Source organism: Saccharopolyspora sp. SCSIO 74807, from assembly GCF_037023755.1.
GTDB lineage: Bacteria > Actinomycetota > Actinomycetes > Mycobacteriales > Pseudonocardiaceae > Saccharopolyspora_C > Saccharopolyspora_C galaxeae.
The window spans coordinates 2,239,652-2,266,118 of the sequence record NZ_CP146100.1 but is presented as its reverse complement, the minus strand read 5'-3'; the positions used below and the strand labels follow the sequence as shown (position 1 = coordinate 2,266,118).

The 26,467-nt window shown below is 69.6% G+C and carries 36 protein-coding genes; 8 read left to right on the top strand and 28 right to left on the bottom strand.

Features of this window, described 5'->3' with window-relative positions:
- Positions 1–98: 98 nt before the first annotated feature.
- The 4 genes from V1457_RS10360 (at position 99) to V1457_RS10345 (ending at position 5,083) form a co-directional block, all read left to right on the top strand.
- A complete protein-coding gene (locus V1457_RS10360) occupies positions 99–2,885 on the top strand; it encodes an FtsK/SpoIIIE domain-containing protein (protein WP_338602898.1) in 2,787 nt (928 codons plus the stop codon).
- A complete protein-coding gene (locus V1457_RS10355) occupies positions 2,882–3,274 on the top strand; it encodes a hypothetical protein (RefSeq protein WP_200069064.1) in 393 nt (130 codons plus the stop codon). The genes V1457_RS10360 and V1457_RS10355 overlap by 4 nt, the downstream gene beginning before the upstream one ends.
- Before the next feature lie 204 nt (positions 3,275–3,478).
- The gene (locus V1457_RS10350; protein WP_338602895.1) at positions 3,479–4,498 is read left to right on the top strand and encodes an NADP-dependent oxidoreductase; all 1,020 of its coding nucleotides are present in this window, start codon (positions 3,479–3,481) and stop codon (positions 4,496–4,498) included.
- 120 nt (positions 4,499–4,618) lie between these two features.
- Positions 4,619–5,083 carry a DUF397 domain-containing protein gene (locus V1457_RS10345; RefSeq protein WP_338602892.1) on the top strand — a complete coding sequence of 155 codons (465 nt, stop codon included), beginning with the start codon at positions 4,619–4,621 and terminating at the stop codon, positions 5,081–5,083.
- Here the strand turns inward: V1457_RS10345 and V1457_RS10340 are convergent.
- A complete protein-coding gene (locus V1457_RS10340) occupies positions 4,969–6,627 on the bottom strand; it encodes an FAD-binding oxidoreductase (RefSeq protein ID WP_338602889.1) in 1,659 nt (552 codons plus the stop codon). The two genes, V1457_RS10345 and V1457_RS10340, sit on opposite strands and share 115 nt — an antisense overlap.
- Positions 6,628–6,643: 16 nt before the next feature.
- Between V1457_RS10340 and V1457_RS10335 the strand changes: the two genes are divergently transcribed.
- Entirely contained in the window at positions 6,644–7,294 is a 651-nt protein-coding gene (locus tag V1457_RS10335; RefSeq protein WP_338602886.1) for a TetR/AcrR family transcriptional regulator, read from the top strand.
- A complete protein-coding gene (locus tag V1457_RS10330; protein WP_200069059.1) occupies positions 7,291–8,868 on the top strand; it encodes a glycerol-3-phosphate dehydrogenase/oxidase in 1,578 nt (525 codons plus the stop codon). The genes V1457_RS10335 and V1457_RS10330 overlap by 4 nt, the downstream gene beginning before the upstream one ends.
- A gap of 56 nt (positions 8,869–8,924) precedes the next feature.
- Here the strand turns inward: V1457_RS10330 and V1457_RS10325 are convergent, their stop codons facing one another.
- The 8 genes from V1457_RS10325 to infA all read right to left on the bottom strand — a co-directional run bounded on the left by V1457_RS10325 (position 8,925) and on the right by infA (position 13,614).
- A complete protein-coding gene (locus V1457_RS10325; RefSeq protein ID WP_338604925.1) occupies positions 8,925–9,755 on the bottom strand; it encodes a tRNA pseudouridine synthase A in 831 nt (276 codons plus the stop codon).
- A 65-nt stretch (positions 9,756–9,820) separates the two neighbouring features.
- Complete coding sequence (gene rplQ, locus V1457_RS10320; RefSeq protein WP_338602883.1) at positions 9,821–10,351, bottom strand: 50S ribosomal protein L17; 531 nt, start codon at positions 10,349–10,351, stop codon at positions 9,821–9,823.
- A gap of 49 nt (positions 10,352–10,400) precedes the next feature.
- Positions 10,401–11,483: a DNA-directed RNA polymerase subunit alpha gene (locus tag V1457_RS10315; RefSeq protein WP_200069057.1), complete on the bottom strand. Its 1,083-nt coding sequence runs from the start codon at positions 11,481–11,483 to the stop codon at positions 10,401–10,403.
- 142 nt (positions 11,484–11,625) lie between these two features.
- Positions 11,626–12,231 carry a 30S ribosomal protein S4 gene (rpsD, locus tag V1457_RS10310; protein ID WP_200069056.1) on the bottom strand — a complete coding sequence of 202 codons (606 nt, stop codon included), beginning with the start codon at positions 12,229–12,231 and terminating at the stop codon, positions 11,626–11,628.
- 23 nt (positions 12,232–12,254) lie between these two features.
- A complete protein-coding gene (gene rpsK / locus V1457_RS10305; protein ID WP_200069055.1) occupies positions 12,255–12,659 on the bottom strand; it encodes a 30S ribosomal protein S11 in 405 nt (134 codons plus the stop codon).
- A gap of 25 nt (positions 12,660–12,684) precedes the next feature.
- Positions 12,685–13,065, bottom strand: a complete 381-nt coding sequence (gene rpsM / locus V1457_RS10300) for a 30S ribosomal protein S13 (RefSeq protein WP_200069054.1) — start codon at positions 13,063–13,065, stop codon at positions 12,685–12,687.
- Positions 13,066–13,226: 161 nt separating this feature from the next.
- A complete protein-coding gene (gene rpmJ / locus V1457_RS10295) occupies positions 13,227–13,340 on the bottom strand; it encodes a 50S ribosomal protein L36 (RefSeq protein ID WP_184476415.1) in 114 nt (37 codons plus the stop codon).
- Positions 13,341–13,392: 52 nt separating this feature from the next.
- The gene (infA, locus tag V1457_RS10290; RefSeq protein WP_009948665.1) at positions 13,393–13,614 is read right to left on the bottom strand and encodes a translation initiation factor IF-1; all 222 of its coding nucleotides are present in this window, start codon (positions 13,612–13,614) and stop codon (positions 13,393–13,395) included.
- A gap of 661 nt (positions 13,615–14,275) precedes the next feature.
- Between infA and V1457_RS10285 the strand changes: the two genes are divergently transcribed.
- Together V1457_RS10285 and V1457_RS10280 are read left to right on the top strand one after the other, a co-directional pair.
- Positions 14,276–14,926 (top strand): methyltransferase domain-containing protein, encoded by a 651-nt coding sequence (locus V1457_RS10285; RefSeq protein ID WP_307849931.1) that lies wholly within the window; start codon positions 14,276–14,278, stop codon positions 14,924–14,926.
- 106 nt (positions 14,927–15,032) lie between these two features.
- On the top strand, positions 15,033–15,638 hold the full coding sequence (locus V1457_RS10280) for a methyltransferase domain-containing protein (protein ID WP_200069053.1): 606 nt from the start codon (positions 15,033–15,035) through the stop codon (positions 15,636–15,638).
- Positions 15,639–15,656: 18 nt separating this feature from the next.
- On the opposite strand, the gene map is transcribed toward V1457_RS10280, so the two are convergent.
- The 19 genes from map to rplP form a co-directional block, all read right to left on the bottom strand.
- A complete protein-coding gene (map, locus tag V1457_RS10275) occupies positions 15,657–16,460 on the bottom strand; it encodes a type I methionyl aminopeptidase (protein WP_200069052.1) in 804 nt (267 codons plus the stop codon).
- Between the two features lie 38 nt (positions 16,461–16,498).
- Positions 16,499–17,056: an adenylate kinase gene (locus tag V1457_RS10270; RefSeq protein WP_200069051.1), complete on the bottom strand. Its 558-nt coding sequence runs from the start codon at positions 17,054–17,056 to the stop codon at positions 16,499–16,501.
- Positions 17,057–17,321: 265 nt separating this feature from the next.
- Positions 17,322–18,626 (bottom strand): preprotein translocase subunit SecY, encoded by a 1,305-nt coding sequence (secY, locus tag V1457_RS10265; RefSeq protein WP_200069050.1) that lies wholly within the window; start codon positions 18,624–18,626, stop codon positions 17,322–17,324.
- A 290-nt stretch (positions 18,627–18,916) separates the two neighbouring features.
- On the bottom strand, positions 18,917–19,513 hold the full coding sequence (locus V1457_RS10260; protein ID WP_200069049.1) for a hypothetical protein: 597 nt from the start codon (positions 19,511–19,513) through the stop codon (positions 18,917–18,919).
- Between the two features lie 37 nt (positions 19,514–19,550).
- Complete coding sequence (locus tag V1457_RS10255) at positions 19,551–20,156, bottom strand: hypothetical protein (protein ID WP_338602865.1); 606 nt, start codon at positions 20,154–20,156, stop codon at positions 19,551–19,553.
- A 63-nt stretch (positions 20,157–20,219) separates the two neighbouring features.
- The gene (locus V1457_RS10250; protein ID WP_338602862.1) at positions 20,220–20,717 is read right to left on the bottom strand and encodes a hypothetical protein; all 498 of its coding nucleotides are present in this window, start codon (positions 20,715–20,717) and stop codon (positions 20,220–20,222) included.
- Positions 20,718–21,027: 310 nt separating this feature from the next.
- On the bottom strand, positions 21,028–21,477 hold the full coding sequence (gene rplO, locus V1457_RS10245; protein WP_200069046.1) for a 50S ribosomal protein L15: 450 nt from the start codon (positions 21,475–21,477) through the stop codon (positions 21,028–21,030).
- Between the two features lie 2 nt (positions 21,478–21,479).
- Positions 21,480–21,662 (bottom strand): 50S ribosomal protein L30, encoded by a 183-nt coding sequence (gene rpmD / locus V1457_RS10240; RefSeq protein ID WP_200069045.1) that lies wholly within the window; start codon positions 21,660–21,662, stop codon positions 21,480–21,482.
- Between the two features lie 4 nt (positions 21,663–21,666).
- Positions 21,667–22,278, bottom strand: a complete 612-nt coding sequence (gene rpsE, locus V1457_RS10235) for a 30S ribosomal protein S5 (protein ID WP_200069044.1) — start codon at positions 22,276–22,278, stop codon at positions 21,667–21,669.
- 42 nt (positions 22,279–22,320) lie between these two features.
- Positions 22,321–22,725 carry a 50S ribosomal protein L18 gene (rplR, locus tag V1457_RS10230; protein WP_200069043.1) on the bottom strand — a complete coding sequence of 135 codons (405 nt, stop codon included), beginning with the start codon at positions 22,723–22,725 and terminating at the stop codon, positions 22,321–22,323.
- Positions 22,726–22,727: 2 nt separating this feature from the next.
- Positions 22,728–23,267, bottom strand: coding sequence for a 50S ribosomal protein L6 (gene rplF / locus V1457_RS10225; protein ID WP_200069042.1), 540 nt, complete (start codon positions 23,265–23,267; stop codon positions 22,728–22,730).
- A gap of 12 nt (positions 23,268–23,279) precedes the next feature.
- A complete protein-coding gene (rpsH, locus tag V1457_RS10220; protein ID WP_200069385.1) occupies positions 23,280–23,678 on the bottom strand; it encodes a 30S ribosomal protein S8 in 399 nt (132 codons plus the stop codon).
- 232 nt (positions 23,679–23,910) lie between these two features.
- Complete coding sequence (locus tag V1457_RS10215; RefSeq protein ID WP_200069041.1) at positions 23,911–24,096, bottom strand: type Z 30S ribosomal protein S14; 186 nt, start codon at positions 24,094–24,096, stop codon at positions 23,911–23,913.
- A 42-nt stretch (positions 24,097–24,138) separates the two neighbouring features.
- Positions 24,139–24,702: a 50S ribosomal protein L5 gene (gene rplE / locus V1457_RS10210; protein ID WP_200069040.1), complete on the bottom strand. Its 564-nt coding sequence runs from the start codon at positions 24,700–24,702 to the stop codon at positions 24,139–24,141.
- A 2-nt stretch (positions 24,703–24,704) separates the two neighbouring features.
- Positions 24,705–25,019 carry a 50S ribosomal protein L24 gene (gene rplX / locus V1457_RS10205; protein WP_200069039.1) on the bottom strand — a complete coding sequence of 105 codons (315 nt, stop codon included), beginning with the start codon at positions 25,017–25,019 and terminating at the stop codon, positions 24,705–24,707.
- On the bottom strand, positions 25,019–25,387 hold the full coding sequence (gene rplN / locus V1457_RS10200) for a 50S ribosomal protein L14 (protein WP_200069038.1): 369 nt from the start codon (positions 25,385–25,387) through the stop codon (positions 25,019–25,021). Before rplN ends, rplX begins: the two co-directional genes overlap by 1 nt.
- A 134-nt stretch (positions 25,388–25,521) precedes the next feature.
- Positions 25,522–25,806 carry a 30S ribosomal protein S17 gene (gene rpsQ, locus V1457_RS10195; protein WP_200069037.1) on the bottom strand — a complete coding sequence of 95 codons (285 nt, stop codon included), beginning with the start codon at positions 25,804–25,806 and terminating at the stop codon, positions 25,522–25,524.
- Positions 25,803–26,045 carry a 50S ribosomal protein L29 gene (rpmC, locus tag V1457_RS10190; RefSeq protein WP_200069036.1) on the bottom strand — a complete coding sequence of 81 codons (243 nt, stop codon included), beginning with the start codon at positions 26,043–26,045 and terminating at the stop codon, positions 25,803–25,805. Before rpmC ends, rpsQ begins: the two co-directional genes overlap by 4 nt.
- Positions 26,045–26,464, bottom strand: a complete 420-nt coding sequence (gene rplP, locus V1457_RS10185; protein ID WP_200069035.1) for a 50S ribosomal protein L16 — start codon at positions 26,462–26,464, stop codon at positions 26,045–26,047. Before rplP ends, rpmC begins: the two co-directional genes overlap by 1 nt.
- Between the last annotated feature and the right edge of the window lie 3 nt (positions 26,465–26,467).

Below are 26,467 nucleotides of genomic sequence, written 5' to 3'. Positions count from 1 at the left end.
CGGAATCCAGCGGTGGCGAGTGCCACCGGAACCGACTCCAGGAAACCTTCGGGTGGTAGTTTCCTCACGGTCCGTAACACCGGCTGCCGAGGTGGGGTGTGCGCAAACGCAACGAGCGGCGTAGCAGCATCGAGTCGGCCTTCGACCACCTGCGCAGCACCGTCGCCGGTGCCCTCGGCGCCGCGGAGAACGAACTCGACCGGGTCCGCGTCTCGTTCGCCGAGCAGGAATTCGCCAAGCGCATCGCCACGACGGGACTGGCAGCGGTGGAGCGCGATCCGGATTCGATCGAAGACACCCCGAGCCTGGCCTTCGACAGCGCGCTGCGGGAAGCCCGCGCCGAACGCGAGCGGTTGTTCACCGGCTGGACCGGCGACGGTCCCGACCAGCTCACCGAACTGGTCGCCGCGGCCGCACCGGGCACCGCGGGGCGGCCGATGCACGAATGGCTCGGCACGACCGGCACCGCGGAGCTGAACTCGCCCCCGCCGCAGCTGTGGCGGATCGGAACCGGCCACGTGCCGGAATCGCCGGACCCGCGCCCGTTCCCGGTGGCGATGCCGATGCTCGACGAGTCGCACCTGCGCATCACGTCGAGCTCGCAGACCACCGAGGCGCGCGAGGCGCTGGTGCAGAACCTGCTGCTGCGGATGCTCAGCCACTACAAGCCCGGGCTGGTGCGCGTGCACGTCTGGGACGTCGCGCAGCTGACCGGCACGCTGCCGGGCCTGTACCCGCTGACCAATGCGGAACTGCTGACCGCGCACGACCCGACGCGGCTCGGCGAGATGCTCGAAGAGCTGTCCGACCACATCCGCCGGATCCACACCAACGCGCTCAACGGCGGGCACATCTCGCTGCGATCGCTGGCCGAGCAGACCGGTCAGCGCGATGAGCCGTGGCGCGTGGCGGTCCTGTTCGGCGATGGCGAACCGCTGCGGGAGGAACGGCAGCAGCAGCTGCAGCGCGTGGCCCGCAACGGCCTGGCCTGCGGGATCCAGCTGATCGTTGCGGACCTGCCGATGACCGTGAACAGCTCGGTGGAGTCGGTGCGGCTGCTGGATGCCGACGATGTCCGCACCAGCATGACCGGCCCGGAAACCGCCGTGCGGCTGGACGAGGCGCCGCCGCGCGACCAGGTCACCAAGGCGTGCACCGCCATCGCGCAGGAGTTCATCACCCATCGCGCGCGCGTGCGCACGTTCGACGATCTGGTGCCGGAGCAGATCTGGACGCAGCGCTCCGCGTCCGGATTGCAGGCTCCGGTGGGTTTCCACGAAGGCGAGCCGTCGAAGGTGACCCTCGGCGACGCGAGCCCGCACACGCTGATCGGCGGCCCGAGCGGCTCCGGCAAGACGAACCTCCTGTACTCGATGCTCGGCGGGATGGCGGCCCGCTATTCGCCGGACGAGCTGGAGCTGTACCTGCTCGACTTCAAGGAGGGCGTCTCGTTCGCGCAGTTCACCCCGGGCCGCCGGGACCCGACCTGGCTGCCGCACGCGCAGCTGGTCGGGGTGAACGTGAACGCCGACCGCGAGTTCGGCCTGGCGCTGCTGCGATTCCTGTCGACCGAGATGCGCAGACGTGCCGACGCGGCCAAGGAGCACGAGGTCACCAAGCTCGAGGAGCTGCGCGCGGAGGACCCGGACGGGCGGTGGCCGCGGATCGTCGCGGTGATCGACGAGTTCCAGTACCTGTTCGCCGAACGCGACACCGTTTCCACGCAGGCGACCTCGCTGCTGGAGGACGTCGCCCGGCGCGGCCGCTCGCAGGGCATCCACCTGGTGCTGGCCAGCCAGGACGTTTCCGGGATCGAGGCGTTCTGGGGCAAGCCCGCGATCTTCGAGCAGTTCATCCTGCGCATCGCGCTGCCCAAGGCGCGGCGGGTGCTGGCCGAGCAGAACGACGCCGCGCTGGAGCTGCCGCGCTGGCACGCGGTGGTCAACCACGAGTCCGGCGTCAAGCACGGCAACGACGTCGCGCGCATCCCGGACGCCACCGCGAAGGGCACGTTCGACGTGTTGCAGCGGCGGTTGTGGGAGCAGCGCCCGGAGGGCTCGGCGCCACCGCGGCTGTTCGACGGCTCGCTGCTGCCCTCGCTGGCCGCGCTGGCTGATTTCCGCGCACTGAGCACCGCGGCGGGCACCCCGGCGGCGCTGCTCGGTCAGGTCATCGACGTGGACGGCACCGCGGCGGAGGTGCGGCTGGCCCGCTCGCCGGGGCGCAACATCGCGGTGCTCGGTTCGGTGCGGGTGGACGCCACCAGCGTGCTGGGCGCGGCGGCGCTGTCGCTGGCCCGCCAGCACGAGCCGGGCAGTGCCCGGTTCACCGCGCTGGGTCTGGTGGAGGAGGTCGAGCCGGACGTGCGGCAGCTGGTGCAGGCGCTGCTCGGGGACGGGCACGCGGTGCAGTCCTACGGTTTCGGCGACGTCGACAAGACCGTCGAGGAACTGGCCGCGGAGCTGGACAAGCGCGCTTCCGGCGCGGAGGACTCCGACCACACCCCGCACTACGTGCTGATCTACGGCGTGGACGCGGCGCACTCGCTGCTGGAACGCAAGGACCCGGCGACGCTGACCAGCGGCTTGGACCGGCTGCGCAAGCTGCTCAAGCAGGGCCCGGAGCAGCGGATGCACGTGCTCGGCTGGTGGCGCAGCCCGCAACGGCTGAAGAACACGCTGATGGGCCCGGTCGACGAGATCGGCGCGTGGATCGCGTTCGACGTGCACGGCCAGGAGCTGTCCAGCTTCGCCGCCGGGCAGCTGGTGAACTGGTCGCCACGGGAGCGGCGCGGGTTGTTCTTCGACCGCTCGGTCCACTCGCAGCCGGAAGTGGTGCTCCCGTTCGACCTCTCCGCCGCGCTTTCGCAGGAGGACGTGCAGTGACCGATCCGCAGGTCCCGGCTTCGTCCCGCTACAAGGAGATCATCGCCGCCGCGACCGGCGCCGCGGAGAAGATGCGCGAGCACGAGCGGGAGAAGGCGGCCCGGCTGGCCAAGGAGGTCGCGTCGGCGGACGAGCGGATCGCCGAGGCCGAGCAGCAGCGCGACGACGTGGTCGAGGGCGCCGAGCTGCGCTGGAACCACGCGATGGAAGCGCTGTGGGACGAGCGCTGGATGCGGGTGACCCCGATGCCGCAGCCGGACCACCGGGCGCAGCCGGGCCGCGCCGCCGACCTGATCGCGCTGATGCAATCCGCCTACCTCGGTTTGCGCCGCTCGCTGGAGAAGTCCCGCTGGACTCCCACGCTGCGCCGCGGCAAGCGGGAAGAGTAGCCCGGGTCGGGCACCGCGGCCGGTTCTGCCCTGCGGTGATCCGTCAGGTGGAATGGAGCGGCGGCCGCACGGCGTTGTCTCGTCGAGAGGCCGTCGTCGCGCCGGGGCAGCCGGTCGGATCCGGAACGGAGATCCATCCAGTGCGGAGACCCGTCCTCGGCGTGACATTTTCGGTACCGATAAGTTCCGTATATGGAGGTCAGTGTGACGACCCAGGCACTTCCCGACCTCGGCGTGGAGATCCGGCTCGCCGCCCGCCCGCAGGGCTGGCCGACCCAGGAGAACTTCGAGATCGCCGAGGCCCCGGTGGCCGCTCCCGGTGACGGCGAGATCCTGGTGCGCAACAAGGTCATGAGCGTCGACCCGGCGATGCGCGGTCGGATGAACGACGTGCGCTCCTACGTCGCACCGTTCCAGCTCGGCAAGCCGCTCGACGGCGGCGCGGTCGGCGAGATCATCGCGTCGAACTCGCCGAAGTTCCAGGTCGGCCAGCACGTGCTGCACGCGCTCGGCTGGCGCGAGTACGCCACCCTCAGCGCCGACCACGCGACCGCCGTGGACCCGGATGCCGCGCCGCTGAACGCCTACCTGGGTGTGCTGGGAATGCCGGGCATGACCGCCTACGCCGGCCTGTTCGACGTCGCCCGTTTCCAGGAGGGCGACACCGTGTTCGTCTCCGGCGCCGCGGGCGCGGTCGGCTCGCTGGCCGGGCAGCTGGCCAAGCTGAGCGGTGCGGCCAAGGTGATCGGCAGCGCCGGCTCCGCGGAGAAGGTCCGGCACGTCACCGAGGACCTCGGCTTCGACGCCGCGTTCAACTACAAGGACGCGCCGGTCGCCGATCAGCTGGCCCAGGCAGCGCCGGACGGGCTCGAGGTGTACTTCGACAACGTCGGCGGGGACCACCTCGAAGCCGCCATGGACAACCTCAACGACTTCGGCCGGGTCGCCGCCTGCGGCGCGATCTCGCAGTACAACAACGCCAAGCCGGAGCCGGGCCCGCGGAACATGTTCCAGATCGTGAAGAAGCGCCTGCACATCCAGGGCTTCATCGTGATCGACCACGCGAACCTGAAGGACCAGTTCGTCGACCACGTCGCACCGCTGGTGCGCGATGGCCGGATCCACTACACCGAGACCGTGGTGGAGGGCCTGCGCAATGCGCCCGAGGCTTTCCTGGGCCTGCTGCGCGGTGAGAACACCGGAAAGATGCTCGTCACGGTCTGACCGCCGACCGGATCTCCAGCGAACGGACCGCCCGCCGCTGCAACGGGGCAGGCGGTTCGTTCGCTCGTCGGCGACTGCTTTTCGAGCGGTCCGGCGGCCGCTCGGTCCAATCGCTTGCGGATGCTCGCGGGAACTCGCGATGCTCCGAGCCGATTCCCCGATTCCGCCATTTCCGATCTTCGCCGCGGATACCATGACTCGCGGTTCCAGCGCGCCGGCGCGGCTCGGCCCCGACTCCGGTCACCTCGAGCGCCCCCGCGCGGGAACCGGAGGGGGGAATCGATCATGAGCGGCTGGCACAAATCCAGTCGATCCGGAGCGAACAGCGGCTGCGTGGAAGTCGGCGGTTTCGCGGACACGGCGGCGATCCGGGACACCAAGAACCGTTCCGCCGGGCAGCTGAGCGTGCCGAAACCGCAGTGGTGCGCGTTCCTCGCGGCGCTGAAGCGAGGCAGGTTCGACGGCTCCGGTCAGTCCACCAGCTTGCCGGGGTTCAGGATGCCGGTCGGGTCCACCGCCCGCTTCGCCGCGCCCAGCACCGCCGTGCCGACCGGACCGACCTCGGATTCCAGCCACGGCAGGTGATCCGCGCCCACGGCGTGGTGGTGGGTCAGCGTGCCGCGGCCGATTTCGCCGCCGGGCGGGCGTTCGGCGATGGCGTCGGTGGCGGCCTTCTTCGCGCGCTGCCACTGGCCGATCGGGTCGTCGGAATCCCGCGCCGCGAGCACCGTGAAGTACAGCGAAGCTCCCGTTTCGTAGGCGTGCGAGAGGTGGCACATCACGATGGGCGTCCGGCCGTCGCCGTCCAACGCCCCGATCAGCGCCGCGCGCACCGCCGAGCGCAGCTCGGCCAGCCGGGACCAGTGCGTGGCGGTCTCCAATGTCTCCACGCACACGCCGACGTCCAGCAACGCATCCCGCTGCCGCGGAGCCGCGAACCTGTTGGCGCGCCAGGACTCGCCGCCACGCGCACCCAGCTTGAACGTGCGGAATCCGCGCAATGCGCGAAAAGTCGCCGCGCGGCGTTGTTTGAGCTCGGCCCCGGTGGCCGCCTCCCAGCCGAGCACCAACATGCACGGTTCGCTGATCCCCCTGCCGCGCAACAACGTTCGCAGCGCACGCGCCTTCGTCGCGCCGGACAGTTCCAGCTGCACCGCGGTCTCGTCCACATCGGACAGACGGGTCACGTCGGCGAGCACCCGCTGCTGGGCCAACGCCCGCACCGCACCGGCACCCGCCTGCCAGCCGTCCAGCACCAGTGCCTCGTAGCGGGTTTCGGAAGGCTTCGGGCGCACCCGCAACGCCACCTCGGTGAGCACGCCGAACGCGCCTTCCCCGCCGATGGCGAACTGGCGCAGATCCGGGCCTGCCGCCGAGTTGGGCGCGGTGCCCAGCCGCCACTCCCCGGCCGGAGTCGCCACCCGCACGCCTTCCACCAGGTCGGCGAACCGGCCGTAGCCCGACGACGCCTGCCCGGCCGAGCGGGTCGCCGCGAAGCCGCCGATGGTGGCGCGCTCGAACGACTGCGGGAAGTGCCCGAGCGTGAACCCGTGCGCGGCCAGCAAGGACTCCGCTTCCGGCGCGCGCACCCCGGCCTGCAGCACCGCCACCCGCGAGACCGGGTCGACCGACACCAGCCGGTCCAGCCGGGCCAGGTCCAACGCGATGACGGCGGTTTTCCCGCCGCGCAGCGCGGAAACACCGCCGACCACGGAGGTGCCGCCGCCGAAGGGCACCACCGCCACGTCGTGGCGCACGCAGATCTCCAGCAGCCGCTGCACCTGCTCGGGATCGGCGGGTAGCACCACGGCGTCCGGGACCGCGAAACCGGTGCCGTCGCGCCGTCGCATCAGGTCGCTGTAGGAGAGCCCGCCCGCCCGGCCGAGGCGGGCGCTGCCGTCGGTGTGCACGTAGCGCTCACCTACCAGGTCGGCCAGCTCGGCCCGGGCGCTCTCCGGCAGTGCACCGTCCGGGATGTCCAGCAGCGAGGCGGGCAGCGCGGGCGTCGTCTCGCCGCTGAGCCCGAGCCTGGCGGACAGCCACCGCAGCGCGTGCGCGGGCAGCGGTGCCGCACCGGCCCCCGAAGGGGTCCAACCGCTGCGCAAGGTGTGGTCGATCAACTCGCTCACCAGTACAGTGTTACACATGACGGCGCAATGTCACAGCGCCTCGGGTTGGTCGGGCACACCACCCCGGAGCACCCGCGTGGAAGATGCCGAGATCCTGCGCGCGGCGCGGGATTGCGTGCTCGCGCACGGCGTGCGGCGCACGACCCTCACCGGCATCGCCCGCCGCGCCGGAATCAGCCGGATGACGCTGTACCGCCGGTTCCCGGATGTGACCAGCGTGGTCAACGCGCTCATGACCGAGGAGTTCTGCGCGATCCTGCGCGGCGCCCAGTACGACGAGGGCACCGGGACCGCCCGCGAGCGCCTGGTGACCACGGCCGTCGAGGCGGTGCGGCAGTTGCAATCCTCCCCGCTGCTGCGGCGCGTGCTCGACACCGACGCCGAGCTGCTGCTGCCGTACCTGGTGGAACGGCTCGGCAGCACCCAGCGCGCGGCCGAAGCCTTCCTGCTCGGTTACGTCACCGAAGGCCACCGGGACGGTTCGGTGCGCCGATCCGATCCCGCGGTGCAGACGCGGGCGCTGCTGCTGCTCGCGCAGTCCTTCGTGATCTCCGCGAAGGTCGCCGCCGACGGGACCGATCCCGGGGCGCTGGCCGCGGAACTCGCCGACGTCCTCGACGCCGCGTTGCGGCCGAACCTCACCCGCGCCTGTTCGGAGTCCGCATGACCGCCACACCGCTGCCCGCCGGATCGCTTCGCGCCACCTCGCTGAACGCGGGCAGGCGCAGCGCCGAACTGTCCGCCGCCGCGGACGAGGTGCTGGACCTGCTCGTGGTCGGCGGTGGGGTGACCGGCGCAGGCACCGCGCTGGACGCCGCCGCCCGCGGGCTGCGGGTCGCGCTGATCGAGGCCGAAGACCTCGCCTGGGGGACGTCCCGCTGGTCGAGCAAGCTCGTCCACGGTGGACTGCGGTACCTGGCGCGCGGTGACGTGCCGCTGGCGCGGGAAAGCGCGGTCGAGCGCAACGTGCTCATGACCCGCACGGCGCCGCACCTGGTGCGCACGCTGCCGCAGCTGATCCCGCTGCACGACGAACTCTCCCGGAAATCCGAGGTGATCCTCAATGCGGGCCTGCGGGCGGGTGATGCCCTGCGGCGCAGCGCACGCACGCCGTCCGCGGTACTGCCCGCGCCGCGGCACGTTCCGGCGGTGCAGGCGAGCGCACTGGTGCCCGGGCTGCGCACCGACGGACTTCGCGGCGGGCTGCTCAGCTACGACGGACAGCTCATCGACGACGCGCGGCTGGTCGTCGCGATCGCCCGCACCGCAGCGGGATTCGGCGCGAAGGTGCTTCCCCGGGTGCGCGCCACCGCGCTGCACCGGGACGGCGCGGACGCCGTCGACCGGCGCAGCGGCGAGTCGCTGCGGATCCGCGCGCGGGCGGTGGTGAACGCGACCGGGGTGTGGGCAGGCGAGCTCGCGCCGGACGTCCGGCTGCGGCCGTCGCGCGGATCGCACCTCGTCATCGACGCCGCATCGGCCGGGTTGACCGGGACCGCGCTGGTGCTGCCCGCCTCCGGCGGGAGATTCCTGTTGCTGCTGCCGCAATCCGACGGCACCGCCTACCTCGGACTGACCGACGAGCCGGTGCGCGGGCCGATCGAATCGGTACCCGAGGTACCGGAGTCCGATGTGGACTTCCTGCTCGACGCGGCCCGCTCCGCGTTGAACGTCCCGCTGAGCCGCGAGCACGTCGTGGGCTCGTTCGCCGGGCTGCGGCCGCTGCTGGACGCCCCGGCGGGCCGCAAGAAGTCCGATTCCGCCGACCTGTCCCGCCAACACGCGGTGCGCACCTCGCCGGACGGCGTGGTGACCGTGGTCGGCGGCAAGCTCACCACCTACCGGCGGATGGCCGCGGATGCCGTGGACACCGCGATCCGGGCCGCGGGCCTGCCCGCCGGACCGTCCCGCACCACCGCGGTGCCGCTCGTCGGGGCTGCGCCCCGCGCCGACCTGGAGCGCGTCGAAGCCGACCCGAGGCTTCTCGCGCGCTACGGCACCGAAGCCGCGCGGGTCGCCGCGCTGGCCGAACTCGACTCCGACCTCGACTCACCCGTCGCCGAGGGCATCGACCTCACCGCCGCCGAAGTGCTGTGGGCGGTGCGGCACGAAGGCGCACTGGAAACCGAGGACGTGCTGGACCGGCGCAGCCGCATCGGCCTGCGGCGCGATCGGCGGGATCGGGCGCAGCCCGCGGTCGCCGAACTGGTCGACAAAGCACTGCACGGCGTTCTCGCCTAGGTCAGGAGCGGCGGAGCCACTTGCGCCAACCCGCTGAGACCGGCGTCGCAGGCGGATCAGCGCAGCGTGCGAACGGCCCTGGCCTGCGCAGCGCGGTCGGCCAGCCCCGCGGCGTCCGGATAATCGACGCCCACGAGGGTGAGCCCGTGCGCCGGCGCGACCGAACTGGTCCGCTCCCCCGAATCAGCCAGCTCGGCGGGCCACTCCCGGCCACGCCGCCCATCGCCGACCATGAGCAGCGCCCCCACCAGGCTGCGCACCATCGAATGGCAGAAGGCGTCCGCGCTGACCCGCGCGAGGATCAGGTGCTCACCCACCCGCTCCCAGGAGAAGCGCTGCAACTCGCGCACCGTCGTGGCGCCCTCGCGCGGCTTGCAGAACGCGGCGAAATCCTTGAGCCCCAACAAATCCTGCGCGCACGCATCCAGCACGTCCACATCGACCGGACGGTTCCAAGCCAGCGTGTCCCGCCGCCGCAACGGATCCACGCCCCACGGCGCATCCGAGACCTGATACCGGTAATGCCGCCGCAGCGCGGAAAACCGCGCGTCGAACCCCTCCGGAGCCACCGACACCCGCAGCACGCGCACGTCGCCGGGCAAGATCCGGTTCCACCGGTGCCGCATCCGCTCCAGATCCGGAACGCCCCGCTCATCGACGGGAACTCGTGCTTGCGCAGGCGACTCGAACGGCACGGCGTCGACGTGCACGACCTGCCCGTCCGCGTGCACCCCGGCATCGGTGCGGCCCGCCACGACGACCGAGCGCGGCACCGCACGCCCCGGCGGCTGCTTCGCCAGCGCGTCCTCGAGCAGGCCCTGCACCGTGCGCAATCCCGGCTGGCGCGCCCAGCCCGAGAAGTCGGTGCCCTCGTAGGCGATGTCCAGCCGAAGACGAACGAGCCCGCCGCCCCCGGAGGGAGCAGCGGGCTCGTTCCCGGCTTCGGGAGGAATCAGGACTCGTCCTTCTTCTCGGTCTCCTCGGCCGACTCGGTGGACTCGACGGCCTCGGCGTCCGCGGCACCGCCCTTCTCCTCGGCCGGCGTGGCCTCGGTGATCTGCTCGGCAGGGGCGGCGTCCTTGGCGAACTTGGTGCCGCGCGCGGCCTCCGCCTCGGACGTGACGGTCTTCTCCGTCACCAGCGCGATCACGGCCATCTTGGCGCTGTCACCGCGGCGCGGCATCGCCTTGATGATCCGGGTGTAGCCGCCCGGCCGGTCCGCGAAGTGCGGGCCGATCTCGTCGAACAGCTTGTGCACCACGTCCTTGTCGCGGATGGTCTTCATGACCTCGCGACGGTTGTGCAGATCGCCCTTTTTCGCCTTGGTGATCAGACGCTCGGCCAGCGGCCGCAGCCGCTTCGCCTTGGCCTCGGTCGTGGTGATCTTCCCGTGCTCGAACAGCGAAGTGGCCAGGTTGGCCAGCATCAGCCGCTCGTGCGACGGCGACCCGCCGAGACGCGCTCCCTTGGTGGGGGTGGGCATCGGTTGCTCCTCTCAAAGCGCGGATCGGGTAGCCCTCCGCGCAACACAGCTACAGCTGCTCTGTCTCCGCGTAGTCCTGGCCGTCGTCGTAGTCGCCGTCCTCGGCAACCGACAAGGAACCCAGCGGGGTGTCGTCGCCTGCGGCCCAGCCTTCCGAGGGGTACTCGGCGGCCGCGGCCGTCGGGTCGAACCCGGGCGGGCTGTCCTTGAGCGACAGGCCCAGACCGACCAGCTTCAGCTTGACCTCGTCGATGGACTTCGCACCGAAGTTGCGGATGTCCAGCAGGTCCGCCTCGCTGCGCGAAACCAGCTCGCCGACGGTGTGGATGCCCTCCCGCTTGAGGCAGTTGTAGGAGCGCACCGTCAGGTCCAGGTCCTCGATCGGCATCGCGTAGGCCGCGATGGTGTCGGCCTCCGCGGGCGACGGCCCGATCTCGATGCCCTCGGCGTCCACGTTGAGCTCGCGCGCCAGCCCGAACAGCTCAACCAGGGTCCGACCGGCCGAAGCCACCGCGTCCCGCGGGGTGATCGACGGCTTGGTCTCGACGTCCAGGATCAGCTTGTCGAAGTCGGTGCGCTGCTCGACGCGGGTGGCCTCGACCTTGTAGGTCACCTTCAGCACCGGCGAGTAGATCGAGTCCACCGGGATGCGGCCGATCTCCGCGCCGGTCTGCTTGTTCTGCACCGCAGGGACGTAGCCGCGACCGCGCTCGACGACGAGCTCGATCTCCAGCTTGCCCTTGCCGTTGAGCGTGGCGATGTGCAGATCCGGGTTGTGCACGGTCACCCCGGCCGGCGGCACGATGTCCGCCGCGGTGACCTCACCCGGGCCCTGCTTGCGCAGGTACATGGTCACCGGCTCGTCCTCCTCGGAGCTCGTGACGAGCTCCTTGAGGTTCAGGATGACGTCGGTGACGTCCTCCTTCACGCCCGGAATCGTGGTGAACTCGTGCAGCACACCGTCGATGCGCAGGCTGGTGACCGCCGCGCCGGGAATGGAGGACAGCAACGTCCGGCGCAGCGAGTTGCCGAGGGTGTAGCCGAACCCGGGCTCCAGCGGTTCGATGGTGAACCGGGAGCGGGTCTCGGTCACGGCCTCTTCGGCCAGTGAGGGTCGCTGGGAGATGAGCACTTGGGTTTCCTTTCCTCACGGCGCCCGCCATTTGACGCCGATGGGATGGCGGCCCGCGGAGATCGCGGGCGGGCGGCGGAATCCGATCCCGCCACCCGAACTGCCACCGCCGGCGACCACGCGTGGCCGCCGGCGGGAAGCGTCACTTCGAGTAGAACTCGACGATGAGCTGCTCGGTGACCGGGGTGTCGATCTGCGCGCGCTCCGGGAGCTGGTGCACCAGGATCCGCAGGTTCGACGGCACGACCTGCAGCCAACCCGGAACCGGCCGCTCGCCCAGGGTCTCCTTGGCGATGATGAACGGCGTCATGCCCAGCGACTTCGGCCGCACGTCGATGATGTCGAACTTGGACACCTGGAAGCTGGGGATGTTCACGTTCTGGCCGTTGACCAGGAAGTGGCTGTGGTTGACCAGCTGGCGGGCCATCCGCCGGGTGCGGGCCAGGCCCGACCGGTAGATGACGTTGTCCAGCCGGGACTCCAGCAGCTGCAGCAGGTTCTCGCCGGTACGGCCGGAGCGCCGGTTGGCCTCCTCGTAGTAGGAGCGGAACTGCCGCTCCAGCACGCCGTAGGTGTAGCGGGCCTTCTGCTTCTCCTGCAGCTGCAGCAGGTACTCGGTTTCCTTGATCCGCGCGCGGCCGTGCTGGCCCGGCGGGTACGGACGGCGCTCGAACGCCTGGTCACCGCCGACGAGATCGACCTTCAACCGGCGGGACTTACGGGTCGCGGGACCGGTGTAACGTGCCATCTTCTTCTACTCCCTTCCCGCGATCAGACCCGGCGCCGCTTGGGCGGCCGGCAGCCGTTGTGCGGCTGCGGGGTCACGTCCTGGATCGTGCCGACCTCGAGGCCGGCGGCCTGCAGCGAGCGGATCGCCGTCTCCCGGCCGGAACCGGGGCCCTTGACGAACACGTCGACCTTCTTCATGCCGTGCTCGGCGGCCTTGCGGGCGGCGTTCTCCGCGGCCATCTGCGCGGCGTACGGGGTGGACTTGCGGGAGCCCTTGAACCCGACGTGGCCCGCGGAGGCCCAGCTGATCACCGCACCGGTCGGGTCCGTGACCGACACGATGGTGTTGTTGAAGGTGCTCTTGATGTGCGCCTGTCCGTGCGCAACATTCTTCTTTTCCTTGCGCCGCACCTTCTTGACGGCGCCGGCGCGAGACTTGGGTGGCATAGCTGTCGTGGTCTCCTAGCGAGGCTTACTTCTTCCCGGCCTTCTTCTTGCCGGCGACCGTCTTCTTCGGCCCCTTGCGGGTGCGGGCGTTGGTCTTCGTCCGCTGCCCGTTCAACGGCAGGTGGCGGCGGTGCCGCGTGCCCTCGTAGCAGCCGATTTCGATCTTCCGGCGGATGTCGGCCGCGACCTCGCGGCGCAGGTCACCCTCGACCCGGTAGTTGTTCTCGATGTGCTCGCGCAGCCGCGCGAGCTGATCGTCGTCGAGGTCCTTCGCCCGGACGTCGAACGGGACGTCCGTCGCCTTCAGGATCTCCTGGGACCGGCTGCGGCCGACCCCGAAGATGTAAGTCAGCGCGATCTCCATGCGCTTGTCGCGCGGGAGGTCGACACCGCTGATCCGTGCCATCTCGGCAGGTCTCCTTCGGTTCGTTCCAGGTCTGCAACCCCTGCCGTCCCCGCGCCGGTGTCAGCGCGCGGAGCCCCGGCCTGGACCCGGGGGTCGCACCGGTCCACTCGCGGACCGGCTGGTCAGGGGAGTTCCCTCGGTTGTCTGGCTGCGAGTCGCGATCAGCCCTGGCGCTGCTTGTGGCGCTGGTTGTCGCAAATCACCAGCACCCGCCCGTGACGGCGGATGATCTGGCACTTGTCGCAGATCTTCTTCACACTCGGCTGGACCTTCACGGTCGTGCTCCTGCTCGGACGGCGTGCCCGGTCTCGCCGGACACCGTGGAGGTCACTTGTAGCGGTAGACGATGCGCCCACGGGAGAGGTCGTAGGGCGAGAGCTCCACGACGACCCGGTCTTCGGGCAGGATGCGGATGTAGTGCTGTCGCATCTTGCCACTGATGTGCGCGAGGACCTTGTGCCCGTTCTCCAACTCGACGCGGAACATCGCGTTGGGTAGCGGTTCGATCACCCGACCCTCGACCTCAATGGCCCCGTCCTTCTTGCCCATGTCCTCCGCGTTTCGTGACGGTGACGGTTTGTAGGCTTGCGCCTTCGGCCGCCCGCCCCGGAGACTTCCCAGGACAAGCGATCGGACGCACTTCGACCGGTTCGGACACCCCCTGGAAAACGGCGGCGAGCCGTGCGGCGAGAAGACGCTCCCAGGAAAAAGCCCCCTGCGAACCCCTCCGAGCGCAGCGCCCGGAGGACAGCAGCCCGAAAAGGACTTCCGTTCCTGGAACCAGGCTCCTCATGGGCCGGATCCTCGAAGCGGAACCGACTCCCCAAGGGGCCGGTGTTCCCTCAAGGCACGGCAAACCGGCGCGATGCGTGCGCCGATGCTCCACTGTACGCGCACGCCGAATGGGCACTTCACCCCGGGTGCGAGGCGGACTGCGCCGGTCGCGCCGGGCACGGCCGAGCGCACCGCCCGCAACACCGGAAACGCGTAGAAGATCACCGGTTTGCGCCCGCCGATCACTGGCGGGGGTGGTTGCGGTGCGCGTTCCCCGCTGTCTACGTTCAACTCGATCGGCTGCCCGACAACGCGGTCCGGCAGCAGTGCGTCCACGCGCAGGCCGGCGCACCGCCTGATCATTCCGCTCGTCCACCGCCGTGATCGTCCGATCGCTCGACCATCGGCGCGCGCGGCCCGTGCTCCGAGGAGAGACGTGACAGCCCAGCAGGACAGCCGCTCGTCCGCCCGCAGGAAACCGCTGATCAAACCGGCCGCCCGGATCGGCGAGTACCGCACGTTCTTCAGCAGCGCTTTCCACAACCCCAAGCAGGTCGGCGCGGCCACGCCCACCTCCGCCGCGGTCGCCGATGTCGTCGCGCAGGTGGTGCCGACCACCGGGCGGCCGGTGGTGGTCGAGCTGGGTCCGGGCACCGGCTCGCTCAGCAGCGGCATCCGGCAGCGGCTGCCCGCCGAAGCGCGGCACATCGGCATCGAGGTCGTCGCCAGCATGGTCGAACACCTGCGGGTGCACGCGCCGTGGATGGAGCTGGTGCACGGCGACGCGGGCGAACTGGTCGAACTGCTGGCGCAGCGGGGCATCGAGCAGGTGGACGCGGTGATCACCAGCATTCCGTGGTCGCTGCTGGAAGACACCGAGCAGGACCGGATCCTGCGCCAAGCCGCCGAGGCGCTGGCGCCGCACGGCGCGTTCACCGCGCTCACCTACGTGCCGGCCGAGCACAACTCGGGGGGTCGGCGCTTCCGCACTCGCCTGGCCGACACCTTCGACGAGGTCCTCACGCACACCACCTGGCGCAACTTCCCCCCGATCCTGCACTACATCTGCCGCCGGCCGCTGCGCTGAGCGGGCTCCCGCCGTACGCCTGCGGACCGCGCACCGGCCGCACCCGTACGGCCCACTACCGTGCGGGCAGGACAGCCCAGCCCGACCGAGCCAGGAGAAGCCGCCCGTGAGCAACCAGGCCAAGCTGCGCGAGTACCGCACGTTCGTCACGCGCGCCTTGCGGCAGCCCAGCACCGTGGGCGCCGTGCTGCCCACCTCCGAGCACGTCGCGAAGGCCGTGGCGCGGGTCGTGCCCGCCAGCGGCGCGCCGAGAGTGCTGGAGCTGGGGCCCGGTACCGGTGCGCTGAGCAACGCGCTGCACGAGCGGCTGCCCGCCGCCGCCGATCACTTCGCGGTGGAGATCGACCCGGAACTGGTGCGCTACCTGCGAAGCGCCAAACCGTGGCTGGAGGTCATCGAGGGCGACGCGCGGCACCTCACCGAGCTGCTCGCCGCCACCGGCCGCGACCAGGTGGACGCGGTGATCAGCAGCATCCCGTGGACGCTGCTTCCCGCCGAGCAGCAACGCGCCCTGCTCGGCGAGGTCGCGAAGATCCTCACCCCGCAAGGCGTGTTCACCACGGTCACGTACCTGACGACGCTGTGGCGGGCGAACACGATCGCCTTCACGCGGATCCTGGAAGAGACCTTCGAAGAAGTGCTGCCGCGCAGCGCGGTGTGGCGCAACGTCCCGCCCGCCCGGGTCTACGCCTGCCGCCGCCCGATCAACTGAGCGGCGGCCCGGCGGCCATCAGCGGGCGTCGGCGTCCTCGGCCTCGGTGAGCACCCAAGGGCCGTTCTCGGTGATCGCGACGGTGTGCTCCCAGTGCGAAGCGCGCGAACCGTCGAAGGTCACCACGGTCCACTCGTCGTCCAGTTCGCGGGTCACCGCCGAACCCAGCGTGAGCATCGGCTCCACCGCCAGCGCCATCCCGACCCGCAGCTTCGGGCCGCGGCCGGGCTTGCCGAGGTTCGGCAGGAACGGCTCCATGTGCATCTCGGTGCCGATCCCGTGCCCGCCGTACTCGGCGATGATCCCGTAGTCGACGCCGTCCACCGCCGACGAGGTCTGCGCCGCGGTCTGCACCGCGTAGGAGATGTCGGACAGGTGCTTGCCCGGCTCGGCGCGCTGCAACCCCGCCCACATCGCCTTGCGGGTCGCCTCGGACAGCGCCCGGTCCCGGGAGCTGAGCTCGCCGACGCCGATGCTGACCGCCGAGTCGCCGTGCCAGCCTTCCAGGATCGCCCCGCAGTCCACCGACAGCAGGTCGCCTTCGGCCAGCACCTCCGACTTCGACGGGATGCCGTGCACCACCTTCTCGTTCAGCGAGGTGCAGATCGACGCCGGGAACCCGTGGTAGCCCTGGAAGGACGGGACGGCGCGGGCGTCCCGGATCGTCTGCTCGGCTATCTCGTCGAGCTCGCCGGTGCTCACGCCCGGCTTCGCCGCCGCGGAAACGGCGGCCAGCGCGCGGGCCACGACCAACCCGGCCGCGCGCATCGCCTCGATCTCCCCCGCCGACTTGAGCTCGATGCCCTTGCCTCGCCGAAACACCCGCGATCCCGTCCGTTCCTGGTTGCTGGTGAGCTGTCTCAGGCCCGCTGCTTGCCCAACGCCTGCAGCGCGCGCTCGGTGATCTCCTCGACCGAACCGACGGCGTCGACCGTGATGACCTTGTCCCGGTAGTACTCCAGCAGCGGCGCCGTCTCCGACTCGTAGACCGCGAACCTGCGCCGGATCACGTCCTCGGTGTCGTCCGAGCGGCCGCGCTCGAGCATCCGCTTGACCAGTTCCTCCTCCGGCACGTCGAACTGCAGCACCGCGGTCAGTTCCATGCCGTTCTCGCCGAGGATGTCGCCGAGCACGTCGGCCTGCGGCGTGGTGCGCGGGAACCCGTCGAGCAGGAAGCCCTGCTGCGCGTCCGGTTCGGCCAGCCGCTCGCGCACCATCTCGTTGGTGACCTCGTCGGGTACCAGCTCACCGGCGTCCATGTAGGACTTGGCCTTCTGCCCGAGCGGCGTGGAGTTGCCGATGTTCGCCCGGAACAGGTCGCCGGTGGAAATGTGCGGTACGGCGAGCTGTTCGCCCAGCACGGCCGCTTGGGTGCCCTTGCCCGCACCCGGCGGGCCGACGAGAACCAATCGCACCAAGGGTCTGCCTCCGAATCAGTCCGGTGGTCTGCCGCCACCTTCGTCGAGCGCTCCGCATTTCACGCCGAACGCGGATGCTGATCGCCGTGCCCGTTGCCCGGCGCGGGGACCGGTGCGGATCGGCTCGACGTCCCGGAAGCTCCGGGCGGCGGCCGAGCCGCGCACCGCCACGAACGAACACCCTAACGCACGGGTTCCGCGAAACGGCTTTTCTATTTCGCGATGCGGAACCGGAAGCGTCGCCCGGTGCTCGTGTCGAGCGAGTTTACCGGAGGAATCCCTCGTAATTGCGCTGCGTGAGCTGGCTCTCGATCTGCTTCACCGTGTCCAAGCCCACGTTGACCATGATCAGCACTGCGGTGCCGCCGAACGGGAAGTTCTGGTTCCCGCCCTGGCCGGTCAGCCCCAGGAAGAAGTTCGGCAGGATCGCGATGATGCCCAGGTACAGCGAACCGGGCAGCGTGATCCTGGAGAGCACGAAGCTCAGGTACTCGGCAGTGGGCCTGCCCGGGCGGATGCCCGGGATGAAGCCGCCGAACTTCTTCATCTCGTCGGCACGTTCCTCCGGGTTGAACGTGATCGAGACGTAGAAGTAGGCGAAGAAGATGATCATCGCCATGTACAGCAGGATGTGCACCCAGCTGGACGGATCGACGATGTAGGTCTGGATGAACTGGGCCCACCAGGAGTTCTGGTTGCCCGCCAGCTGCCCGAGCAGCTGCGGCAGGTACAGCAGCGAGGAACCGAAGATCACCGGGATGACACCGGCCTGGTTCACCTTCAGCGGCAGGTAGGTCGAGGTCCCGCCGTACATCCGGCGGCCGATCATGCGCTTGGCGTACTGCACCGGGATCCGGCGCTGCGCCTGCTCGATGAACACGACCGTGCCAATGATCACCACGGCGAAGGCGCACACGACGCCGAACACCAGACCGCCGTGCGTCTGCAGGATCTTGCCGCCCTCGGCGGGGATCCGCGCCGCGATCGAGGTGAAGATCAGCAGCGACATGCCGTTGCCGATGCCGCGCTCGGTGATCAGCTCACCCATCCACATCAGCAGCGCCGCACCCGCGGTCATCACGACCACGATGGAGATCAGGTTCAGCACCGAGCTGTCCGGGATGACGTCCGCGCTGCAGTTCGGGAACAGCTGGCCCCGCTCGGCGAGCGCGACGATGCCCGTGCCCTGCAGCACCGCCAGCGCGATCGCGAGGTATCGGGTGTACTGCGTCAGCTTCGCCTGGCCGGACTGGCCTTCCTTCTTCAGCTGCTCGAAGCGCGGGATGACCACCTGCAGCAGCTGCACGATGATGCTCGCGGTGATGTAGGGCATGATGCCCAGCGACAACACCGACAACTGCAGGAGCGCGCCGCCGCTGAAGAGGTTCAGCAGCGAGAAAACGCTTTGACTGCCCTGCAACTCCTGGTAGCACGTCTGGACGTTCGGGTACGAAACCCCGGGAGAGGGAATCGTGGCGCCGAGCCGGTAGAGCACGACCATGCCCAGGGTGAACAGGATCTTGCGGCGCAGGTCCGGCGTCGCCAGAGCCGAGCGGAAGGCGCCGAGCACGCGAACCTCCTGTTGCGCGAGCCGGGTGGTACCGGCCGGGACGGTGGCCGGCTTCCCAGAACCTCGTAGCGGGGGCCGGCACGGCTGGAAAATCCGCAGCACCGTGCCCGGCACGGTGCTGCCTGGGCGACCCTAGCAGGTCGCCGGACACGCTCCGTCGGTCGGCGGTGATTCGCCGCACCCGGCGTCAAGCCTGCCCGCGTTCGCGCCCTGCCGGGCACGACCAGTGGTAACTCGAGGGGCCGCCCGGCGCGGTGCCGGACGGCCCTGTCGAACCGTTTCACCGAGGGTCAGCCGCAGTTGGCCTGGCGCTCCTCGTCGGTCATCGGGCTGGTGTCCTGGGTGACCGTGCTCGTCTGCTCGTCGGCCGGGCCGGTGACCTCCATCGGCACGTACCAGATGTAGTGGTCGTAGAACTTGTCCTCGAAGTGCAGCTCGTAGGTTCCCTTGACCTTCTGCATCTGCGGACCGTGGTAGACCCGCCCGACGTCGCCGCCGTTGACGTCGATGTTCGTCGTCTGGGTCTCGGTGTGCGACTGCTTCCACTCGTGCCCGTAGGTGGTCTTGAAGCTCACCTTGAACACCTCGCCGAACGAGGTCTCCATCGACAGCCCGAGGCTGTTGCTCTCGCTGGTGGTGTCCGACCACGAAACCGTCATGCGCTGCTTGCGGTCGGTGCAGTTGAACGTCGGGCTGCCCACCTGCTCGGAGTTGTTCTGGAAGTACTCCGGTTCGCCCTCGGGGTGGAACACGCAGCTGTCGGTGCCGTTGTCGCACTTCTCCAGCAGTTCCCGCGCGGTCGGCTCATCCGCCGCGGAGGCCGGTGGCGCGATCAGCAGTCCCGCCAAGGCGGTCACGCCCGCGGCGGTGATGGTGCGGCGGATCATCAGAAGATCTTCCTTCCTGCCCACGAGCGCGTCGTGATCACGGGCACTGGCCCTTCTCCTCATCCGTCATCGGCCGGACGTGCTGGCTGACCGCCTGCGAGGAGTCCTCGGCAGGGCCGGTGACCTCCATCGGCACGTACCAGATGTAGTGGTCGTAGAACTTGTCCTCGAAATGCAGCTCGTAAGTGCCCTTGACCTTCTGCATCTGCGGGGCGCGCTCGACCCACCCGACCTCGGCGGGCCGGGTGTCGACGTTCGTGGTCTGGGACTCGGTGTGCGATTCCTCCCAGGTGTGCTCGTAGGTCTGCTCGTAGGAGACCGCGAACGCCTTGCCGAAACCGGCCTCGGTGGTCATCGACAGGCCGACGCTGTTGCTCTGCGAGGTGGTGTCGGACCACTCGACGGCCGAGCGCTGCAGACCGTCGGTGCAGTTGTAGACGGGGTCGCCGACGGTTTTGGCCTCGTCGGTGTAGTACTCCGGTTCGCCTTCGGGGTGGAACACGCAGCTGTCGGTGCCGTTGTCGCACTTCTCCAGCAGCTCACGGGTGGTCGGCTCCTCAGCAGCCGCCGCCGGACTCGCGAACGCGACCGCGGCCAGCGAGCACGCTGAGGCCAGGACCGCGCACGAGCGTCGATGGGACATGGGGGCTCCTCGATCTGGGTCCGCCGGGCACGGCGCCCGCGACCGGCTGGGTTCGCGGGCGGCTCAGCTGAGCCCGACCGACCGGGTGCGGTCGTTCATCAGCTCGCCGACGTCGCCGGTGTTCTGCTTGAACGGACCGTCCCGATCGCCGCCGAGATCCGGTTCCGGATACAGCCAGATCCAGCAGTCGCCCCACGGCTGCACCGAGGACACCCGGTTCTGCCAGTCCTCCGGCAGGTTGATCTGGTAATCGACCTGGTCGTTCTTCTCGCACAGCCCGTCGCCGTAGACGGTGAAGCTGGCGCCGCCGAAGTCCTTCTCGTCGAACAACGTCGCCTGGGTGATCTCGCCTGCGCGCACGCCCGATCGGGCCCGGACGTCGGCGGTGGCCTCCTGCACGCTGCCGAAGCAGCGCTGCTGCCCGGTCATCGCATCGAAGTTGCAGTGCCGCGCGGTCTCGCCCGCGTCACCGCCCTGCGCACCCGCCACAGCGGGTGTGCCTGCGGCCAGCAGGGACAGCGCCACCACCGACAGCCCCGCTCGTAGTTTCCGATGCCGCATACCCGCTCCTCACGGTCGATCCGCGCCGATGTCGCCGCGCACCGGCACGGTCAACCTAAGCGGGTCGCGAAACGCCATGTACCGACCGATGGGAGCGCTCGCATGCATCGTTCGGAAGGCACGGTCAGCAATTTCCGCACCACTGTGCGGCGGAGCCGGGCTGCTCCGGACCGGTCCGAGCGCCCCGCACGGCACCGCTGACCAGCGCTCGCGCGCACCACCCGCGCATCGGCGCAATACCGCTGAAAACGCGAAAAGGCCGGCCGACCCGAAGGTCGACCGGCCCTTGCGAGGCGATGCGTTCCGGAGCTCAGCGCTCCAGCTTCGTCGCCGAACCGCCCACGGCGGTGATCTTCTCCTGGGCGCTGCCGGTGAAGGCGTGCGCGGTGACATCCACCTTGACGCCCTCCAGCTCGCCGCCGCCCAGCACCTTCACCAGCTCGCCCTTGTTGGCCAGCCCAGCGGAGATCAGCTCGTCGATGCCGACGGTGCCCCCGTTCGGGAAGGCCGCGGCGATCCGGCCGATGTTGACGCCTTGGTACTCCACGCGGTTGCGGTTCTTGAAACCGCGCAGCTTCGGCAGCCGCATCTGCAGCGGCATCTGCCCGCCCTCGAAGCGCGGGGAGACGTTCTTCCGGGCCTTGGTGCCCTTGGTGCCGCGACCGGCGGTCTTGCCCTTCGAGCCCTCACCGCGACCGACCCGGATGCGGTCCCGGTTCGAGCCCGGAGCAGGCCGCAGATCGTGAATCTTGATGACCATGCTCAGTCGACCTCCTCAACCGTGACCAAGTGGTGCACGGCCTTGACCAGACCACGCGTGTTCGGGTCGTCCGGGCGCACCACGGACTGCCGGATCTTGCGCAGGCCGAGGGAGCGCATGCTCTCGCGCTGGTTGCGCCTGGTGCCGACCAGACCGCGAACCTGGGTGATCTTCAGCTGCGACATCGGATCACACCCCCTGACCGGCGCGCGCCCGCAGCACGGACGCCGGGGCCACGTCTTCCAGCGGCAGGCCGCGGCGGGCCGCGACCTCCTCCGGACGCTGCAGGGCCTTCAGCGCCGCCACCGTGGCGTGCACGATGTTGATCGGGTTGTCGCTGCCCAGCGACTTGCTCAGCACGTCGTGCACGCCTGCGCCTTCCAGCACCGCGCGCACCGGGCCACCGGCGATGACACCGGTACCGGCGCTGGCAGGCCGCAGCATGACCACGCCTGCGGCGTCCTCACCCTGCACGGGGTGGGTGATGGTGCCGCCCAGGCGCGGGACGCGGAAGAAGTTCTTCTTCGCCTCCTCGACGCCCTTGGCGATCGCCGCGGGCACCTCCTTGGCCTTGCCGTAGCCGACACCGACCATTCCGTCGGTGTCGCCGACGACCACGAGCGCGGTGAAGCTGAACCGCCGGCCGCCCTTGACGACCTTCGCGACGCGGTTGATCGTCACGACGCGCTCGAACTGCATGCTCTTGTCTTGGGCCGCCCCGCCACGGCCACCGTCGCGGCGGTCCTTGCGGTCTTTGCCGCCGGACTCCGAACCGCCGTCACGCCGAGTGCGTCCAGGCATCAGGCGTCCCTTTCGATCGTCGTCATTTCAGTCGTACGCATGTCAGAACTCCAGCCCGCCGTCGCGAGCGGCGTCCGCCAGCGCGGCCACCCGGCCGTGGTAGGCGTTGCCGCCCCGGTCGAACACGACCTTCTCGACACCGGCGTCCTTGGCCCGGGCCGCGACGAGCTCGCCGACCTTGGTCGCCTTGGCCTTCTTGTCGCCCTCGATGCCCTGCAGGCCGGCTTCCTTGGTGGAAGCCGAAGCCAGCGTGTGGCCGGCGACGTCGTCGATGACCTGCGCGACGATGTGCCGCGTGGAGCGGGTCACGGCCAGGCGCGGGCGCGCGGGCGTGCCGCTGATCTTCTTGCGCAGCCGGAAGTGGCGCTTGTCCCGGGCGTTCCGACGCACGGTCGAGATGCTCTGACCCACGGGCTTGCGCTTCGTAGCAGTAGTTGTCTCGCTCATGGTCACTTACCCGTCTTCCCGACCTTGCGGCGGATGGCTTCGCCCGCGTAGCGCACACCCTTGCCCTTGTACGGGTCCGGACGGCGCAGCTTGCGGATCCTGGCGGCGACCTCGCCCACCAACTGCTTGTCGATGCCCTTGACCGTCAGCTTCGAGGGACCGTCGATGGCGAACTCGATGCCCTGCGGCGGCTCGATCACGATGGGGTGGCTGTAGCCCAGCGCGAACTCCAGGTTCGCGCCCTTGAGCTGCACCCGGTAACCCACGCCGTGGATCTCCAGGTCCTTCTGGAAGCCCTGGCTGACGCCCAGCACCATGTTGTTGACCAGGCTGCGCGACAGGCCGTGCAGCGAGCGGTTCTCCCGCTCGTCGTCCGGCCGGTTGACCAGGACCGACCCGTCGTCGTCCTGCGCGACGGTGATCGGCTCGGCGATCTGCTGCGACAGGGTGCCCTTCGGCCCCTGGACCGTCACCGCCTGCCCGTCGATGGTGACCTCGACACCGGAGGGCACGGTGACCGGAAGTTTCCCGATACGCGACATGCTCCTCCTCCCTCACCACACGTAGGCGAGGACTTCCCCGCCCACGCCCTGCTTGATGGCCTGCCGGTCGGTCACCAGACCGCCCGACGTGGAAATGATCGCGATGCCCAGCCCGCCGAGGACCTTCGGCAGGTTCGTGGACTTCGCGTAGACCCGCAGGCCGGGCTTGGAGACCCGCCGCAGGCCGGCGATGCTCTTCTCGCGGTTCGGCCCGTACTTGAGCTCGACGACGAGGTTCTTGCCCTTCTCGCCCTGCTCCTCGCGGGAACCCGAGACGTAGCCCTCGCGCTTGAGGATCTCGGCGATGTTCGCCTTGAGCTTCGAGTGCGGCATCACGATCTCGTCGTGGTATGCCGAGCTTCCATTCCGCAGACGGGTCAGCATGTCTGCGATGGGGTCGGTCATCGTCATGGTGACCTGGTCCACCTTTCTCACCTGGTTCCGACGGAGCCGGACGCACCCGCGCACGGGGGTCTGGATCCTGGCCTGGGCGAAGTCGGATCACGCCTGCCCGCGGGCAGGCCACGTCATCGGCGCGCGCGGGTCGTCGAACCCGGCAGCGCCCGCCCGCCGAAGCGGGTAAAAGCCCTGGTGATGCCCACCGAGCGTACCGATTGCCTATCGCAGCCCGGTGGGCGGGCGGTCACCAGGAAGCCTTGCTCACGCCCGGCAGCTCGCCGGCGTGCGCCATGTCGCGGAAGCACACCCGGCAGAGGCCGAACTTGCGGAAGACCGACCGCGGACGGCCGCAACGCTGGCAGCGGGTGTAGCCCCGCACCTTGAACTTCGGCTTGCGCGCGGCCTTGTTGATCAGCGCCTTCTTGGCCATCGGCTCAGTTCTCCTTGTTTCGACGCCCAGCGATGCCCGACATCACTGCTCCTTGAACGGGAAGCCCAGCTGGCGCAGCAGCACCCGGCCTTCCTCATTGGTGGCGGCCGTGGTCACCACGGTGATGTCCATCCCGCGCGGGCGGTCGATCGAGTCCGGGTCGATCTCGTGGAACATCGACTGCTCGTTGAGCCCGAAGGTGTAGTTGCCGTGCCCGTCGAACTGCTTCGGGGACAGGCCCCGGAAGTCGCGGATCCGCGGCAGCGAGATCGTGACCAGGCGGTCGAGGAACTCCCACATCCGGTCGCCGCGCAGCGTGACGCGCGCGCCGATCGGCATCCCCTCGCGCAGCTTGAACTGCGCGATGGACTTGCGGGCCCGGCGCACCTCGGGACGCTGGCCGGTGATGGTCGTCAGGTCGCGCACGGCGCCTTCGATCAGCTTGCTGTCCCGCGCGGCGTCGCCGACACCCATGTTCACGACGACCTTGACCACGCCGGGCACCAGCATCGGGTTGGAGTACTGGAACTCCTCCTGCAGCGCCGAGCGGATCTCGTCGCGGTACCGGGTCTTGAGCCGGGGGACGATCTTCTCCGTCGTCGTCATGATCAGATGTCCTTCCCGTTGCGGCGGGAGATGCGGACCTTCTTGCCGTCCTCATCGAACCGGTAGCCCACGCGCGTGGGGGTGCCGTCGGAGTCGACCACCATCACGTTGCTGATGTGGATGGGCGCCTCCTGCGTGACGATCCCGCCGGACTGCGCACCGCGCTCGGTCCGGGAGACCTTGGTGTGCTTCTTGATCCGGTTCACGCCCTCGACCAGCACCCGCTCGCGCTGCGGATAGGACGCGATGACCTTGCCCCGGGCACCCTTGTCCTTGCCGGAGATCACGACGACCGTGTCGCCCTTCTTGATCTTCATCACAGCACCTCCGGCGCGAGCGAGATGATCTTCATGTACTTCTTGTCGCGCAGCTCGCGGCCGACGGGGCCGAAGATGCGGGTGCCGCGCGGACCGCCGTCGGTCTTGATCAGCACCGCGGCGTTCTCGTCGAAGCGGATGTAAGAGCCGTCCGGACGGCGCTTCTCCTTCTTCTGCCGGACGATGACGGCCTTGACCACATCGCCCTTCTTGATCCCGGCACCGGGCATTGCTTCTTTCACGGTGGCGACGATGACGTCGCCGATGCCTGCATACCGCCGACTGGAACCACCGAGGACGCGGATCGTGAGGATCTCCTTGGCCCCAGTGTTGTCGGCGACACGCAGTCGCGACTCCTGCTGGATCACTTCTGACTCCTGACCCTAAGTGCCCGCACCCTGCGCCCGGGCACACTCTGGCACGCCAAATTCCCGACCTGACGTGCGCGGTCATCACCGCGCGCGGGCCGCCCGCCGGGGCGAGCGGCCCGCGCGACGATGCCTTACTTGGCCTTCTCCACGATTTCGACGAGCCGCCAGTGCTTCGTCGCCGACAGCGGCCGGGTCTCCATCAGGACCACCCGGTCGCCGACGCCCGCGGTGTTGGCCTCGTCGTGCACCTTGACCCGCTTGGTCTGGCGCATGACCTTGCCGTAGAGCGCGTGCTTCTTGCGGTCCTCCAGCGAGACCACGACGGTCTTGTCCATCTTGTCGGACACGACGTAGCCCTCGCGGATCTTGCGGTAGTTCCGCCGCGCCGCAGCGGTCTCCTCGGTCTGGCTGCTCATGCCGCGCCCTCCTCGGTCGCGTCAGGGGACACCGTCAGGCCGAGCTCGCGCTCGCGCATGATGGTGTAGATCCGGGCGATGTCCCTGCGGACCACGCGCAACCGGCGGTTGTTCTCCAACTGGCCGGTCGCCATCTGGAACCGGAGGTTGAACAGCTCCTCCTTCGACTCCCGGACGCGCTGGATGAGCTCCTCGTCGCCCAGTTCCCGGAGTTCGCTAGCGGTGACACCCGCTGCCATCAGAAGTCACCACCCTCGCGGGACACGATCTTGCACTTCATCGGGAGCTTGTGCGCCGCGCGAGTCAGCGCCTCGACCGCGGTCTTCCGGTTCGGGAAGTTCAGCTCGAACATCACGCGGCCCGGCTTGACGTTGGCGACCCAGTACTCCGGCGAACCCTTACCGGAACCCATCCGGGTCTCGGCGGGCTTCTTGGTCAGCGGGCGGTCCGGGAAGATGTTGATCCACACCTTGCCGCCACGCTTGACGTGCCTGGTGATGGCGATACGGGCCGACTCGATCTGGCGGTTGGTCACGTAGCCGTGCTCGAGCGCCTGGATGCCGTACTCGCCGAAGTTGATCCGGGTGCCGCCCTTGGCGAAGCCCGAGCGCTTCGGCGCGTGGGCCTTGCGCCACCTCACCTTGCGTGGGACCAGCACTGC

Coding starts and splice junctions, on each gene's coding strand:
- rpmC (WP_200069036.1), bottom strand. CDS start 26,045: ATGGCAGCGGGTGTCACCGCTAGCGAACTCCGGGAACTGGGCGACGAG.
- rpsD (WP_200069056.1), bottom strand. CDS start 12,231: ATGGCACGTTACACCGGTCCCGCGACCCGTAAGTCCCGCCGGTTGAAG.
- infA (WP_009948665.1), bottom strand. CDS start 13,614: ATGGGCAAGAAGGACGGGGCCATTGAGGTCGAGGGTCGGGTGATCGAA.
- rpsH (WP_200069385.1), bottom strand. CDS start 23,678: ATGACGATGACCGACCCCATCGCAGACATGCTGACCCGTCTGCGGAAT.
- rplQ (WP_338602883.1), bottom strand. CDS start 10,351: ATGCCCACCCCCACCAAGGGAGCGCGTCTCGGCGGGTCGCCGTCGCAC.
- V1457_RS10345 (WP_338602892.1), top strand. CDS start 4,619: ATGCTCGCGGGAACTCGCGATGCTCCGAGCCGATTCCCCGATTCCGCC.
- rplO (WP_200069046.1), bottom strand. CDS start 21,477: ATGGTCATCAAGATTCACGATCTGCGGCCTGCTCCGGGCTCGAACCGG.
- rpsK (WP_200069055.1), bottom strand. CDS start 12,659: ATGCCACCCAAGTCTCGCGCCGGCGCCGTCAAGAAGGTGCGGCGCAAG.
- V1457_RS10330 (WP_200069059.1), top strand. CDS start 7,291: ATGACCGCCACACCGCTGCCCGCCGGATCGCTTCGCGCCACCTCGCTG.
- rpsM (WP_200069054.1), bottom strand. CDS start 13,065: ATGGCACGGATCAGCGGTGTCGACCTCCCGCGCGACAAGCGCATGGAG.
- V1457_RS10215 (WP_200069041.1), bottom strand. CDS start 24,096: ATGGCCAAGAAGGCGCTGATCAACAAGGCCGCGCGCAAGCCGAAGTTC.
- rplR (WP_200069043.1), bottom strand. CDS start 22,725: ATGAGCGAGACAACTACTGCTACGAAGCGCAAGCCCGTGGGTCAGAGC.
- rplX (WP_200069039.1), bottom strand. CDS start 25,019: ATGAAGATCAAGAAGGGCGACACGGTCGTCGTGATCTCCGGCAAGGAC.
- rplF (WP_200069042.1), bottom strand. CDS start 23,267: ATGTCGCGTATCGGGAAACTTCCGGTCACCGTGCCCTCCGGTGTCGAG.
- rpmD (WP_200069045.1), bottom strand. CDS start 21,662: ATGTCGCAGCTGAAGATCACCCAGGTTCGCGGTCTGGTCGGCACCAGG.
- V1457_RS10260 (WP_200069049.1), bottom strand. CDS start 19,513: ATGATCCGCCGCACCATCACCGCCGCGGGCGTGACCGCCTTGGCGGGA.
- V1457_RS10250 (WP_338602862.1), bottom strand. CDS start 20,717: ATGCGGCATCGGAAACTACGAGCGGGGCTGTCGGTGGTGGCGCTGTCC.
- rpsQ (WP_200069037.1), bottom strand. CDS start 25,806: ATGAGCAGCCAGACCGAGGAGACCGCTGCGGCGCGGCGGAACTACCGC.
- rpsE (WP_200069044.1), bottom strand. CDS start 22,278: ATGCCTGGACGCACTCGGCGTGACGGCGGTTCGGAGTCCGGCGGCAAA.
- V1457_RS10255 (WP_338602865.1), bottom strand. CDS start 20,156: ATGTCCCATCGACGCTCGTGCGCGGTCCTGGCCTCAGCGTGCTCGCTG.
- V1457_RS10335 (WP_338602886.1), top strand. CDS start 6,644: ATGACGGCGCAATGTCACAGCGCCTCGGGTTGGTCGGGCACACCACCC.
- rplE (WP_200069040.1), bottom strand. CDS start 24,702: ATGACGACGACGGAGAAGATCGTCCCCCGGCTCAAGACCCGGTACCGC.